Annotated in this window: 3 protein-coding genes; all 3 read left to right on the top strand. The window is 72.1% G+C overall.

Annotation, left to right across the window (positions count from 1 at the left end):
- Window positions 1–1,823: HAD-IIIC family phosphatase (locus tag AB0G02_RS35275; RefSeq protein WP_360803302.1), on the top strand; the 1,823-nt coding region annotated here is incomplete at its 5' end.
- Window positions 1,820–2,047, top strand: coding sequence for an acyl carrier protein (locus tag AB0G02_RS35270; RefSeq protein WP_360803299.1), 228 nt, complete (start codon window positions 1,820–1,822; stop codon window positions 2,045–2,047). The genes AB0G02_RS35275 and AB0G02_RS35270, both read left to right, overlap by 4 nt.
- The coding region (locus AB0G02_RS35265; RefSeq protein ID WP_360803296.1) for a hypothetical protein at window positions 2,044–2,483 on the top strand (440 nt) is incomplete at its 3' end. The genes AB0G02_RS35270 and AB0G02_RS35265, both read left to right, overlap by 4 nt.

The following is a 2,483-nucleotide window of genomic DNA, read 5'->3' as shown; positions in this document are numbered from 1 at the left end:
AGAACAACCACCTGGCGCCCCGTCTGCTGCCCCACCTGACCGGACCGCACCTCCTGCGGGCCGTTCAGCGGCTGGCCCGCCTGGACCCCGACGAGGTGCGTCGACTGCACCCGTCCGTGCCCGCGGTGACGGTGGCCGTCACCGGTCACGGCACGGTGTCCGGGATCGTCGCGCCGCTGACCGCCGAGCTCGCCCGGCACGGCCTGCTGCTGCGCCCGCACGTCACCGACTTCGACAGCTACGTCCTCGAGCTGGCCGACCCGGACAGCGCCCTGCACCGAGCCCGGCCGGACCTCGCCCTGTGCCTGCTGGACGCGACCGTGGTCTTCGACGAGGTCCCCACCCCGTGGACGGCCGCGAACGTGCGACAGGTGCTGGCGGACAAGCTGCGGCTGCTGGAGAAGCTCGTGACCCGGTACGGGGAGATCAACCCGTCCGGCGGGCTGGTGCTGAACACCCTGCCGCTGACCAGGACCCACCTCGCCCAGCTGGTCGACCGCCGCTCCCGGGCCGGGCTGGGCGCGGCGTGGCGGGAGTTCAACGCGGGCCTGCTGCGGCTGGTCGAACGGCACCCGGTGCTGACCGTGCTGGACCTGGACCCACTGGTGGCCGAGGGCGTCCGGGTCACCGACCCGAGGCTGAGCACCTACGCCAAGGCGCACCTGTCGGCCGACCTGCTCGCCGCCTGCGCCCGCGAGGTCGGGCACCTGGCCCGCGAGCGCGTCGGGCGGACCGGGAAGTGCCTCGTGCTGGACCTCGACGGGACGCTCTGGGGCGGTGTCCTCGGTGACGACGGCGTCGAGGGCATCGAGGTGGCAGGCGGCTACCGGGGCGAGGCGTTCCGCGCGTTCCAGCGGGTCGTCAAGCAGCTCGGGTCGCAGGGCGTGCTGCTGGCCGCGGTCAGCAAGAACGACGTCGAGCCCGTCCGGCAGGTGCTCACCCGGCACCCCGACATGACGCTGCGCGAGGACGACCTGGTCAGGGTGACCGCGAACTGGCGCCCCAAGTCCGACAACCTGGTCGAGCTGGCCGAGGCGCTGAACCTGGGCGTCGACAGCTTCGTGTTCGCTGACGACAGCGCGTTCGAGTGCGAGCAGGTCGCCCGCGAGCTGCCCGGTGTCACCGTGATCCGGCTGGACGACGAACCCGCTCTGCACGTGGAGAAGCTGTTGCGGGACGGGTGGTTCGACGTGACCGAGCTGACCACCGTCGACCGCGGTCGGGTCACCAAGTACCGGGAGGAGCTCGAGCGCAGGGACTTCCTGGCCGGCTTCGACTCCGTCACCGACTACCTGCGCGAGCTCGGCATCGTTGCGGACCTGTCCGAGGTGGCCGAGCGGGACGTGCCGCGGGTGGCCCAGTTGACGTTGCGCACCAACCAGTTCAACCTCACCACCCGCCGGTTGCAGCCGACCGAGGTCGCCGCGCTGCGCGGTGACCAGGACGCGCTGGTGCTGGGCATCCGCTCCGCTGACCGGTTCGGTGACAACGGGCTGGTCGGCGCGATCTTCGCCCGGCGCGACGGGGACCTGCTGCACGTGGACAACGTCCTGCTCAGCTGCCGGGTCTTCGCCCGCGGTATCGAGCAGGCGTGCCTGGCCGCGCTGCTGCGGCACGCCCGCGACACCGGGACCCGCGCGGTGCTGGCCCGCTACCGGCCGACCGCGAAGAACGGCAAGGTGGCGGACTTCTTCCCGCGGATGGGGTTCACCACCGTGGGGGAGGACGACGAGGGCACGGCGTTCCGCCACGACCTCGTCGACATCGTCGACCCGCCGCCGCACGTGACGCTGACCGGAACCCTGGGAGGAACGCGGTCGTGAAGGACCTCGACGAGTTCATCGCGCTGGTGGGCGACCAGCTGGGCCTGCCGCTGAGCGGCGCGGACGCCGACACCCGGCTCGACGAGCTGACCGGGTGGGACTCGGTGCAACTGCTGGGTCTGCTGCCGGTGCTGGAGGAGCGCAGCGGCAGGCAGTTGTCGTTGCCCGACATCCTCCAGGCGACGAGCCTCGAACAGCTGTACGTCGCGGTGGTGACGGCGTGAGCGCGCGCCCCGTCGCCCCGCAGCGCAGGCACACCCTGCACTTCCTGGAGTCGATCCGCCCGTTCTCCCCGGTGTTCCTGGACACCGAGGTCGACATGACCGCGGTGCTGGCCCACCGCGACGCCGCCGAGGTGCGCTACTCGCTCGTCAGCTACGTGCTCGTGGTGGCGGCCAAGGTGCTCGCGGAGCACCCGCAGGCCAACGCCGCCATCACGGGCCGCAGCCGGCCGAAGGTGGCCACCTACCCCTCGGTGGACGCGAAACTGGCGCTTGACAATCGGATAGGCGGTCGGCGGGTGGTGTTGTCGGTCGTGCTGCCGAACCCGCACCTGGCCGGGCTGGACCGGGTGCAGGAACTGGTCGAGCGGTACCGCGACGGCGACCCCGAGCGGATGCCCGCGTTCGCCGGCGCCCGGCTGCTGCACCGCCTGCCGAG

Source organism: Actinosynnema sp. NPDC023658 (genome assembly GCF_040639995.1).
In the GTDB taxonomy this organism is placed as follows: domain Bacteria; phylum Actinomycetota; class Actinomycetes; order Mycobacteriales; family Pseudonocardiaceae; genus Actinosynnema.
Note: the sequence above shows the minus strand (reverse complement) of the source record. Positions and strands in the feature narration are given on the sequence as shown.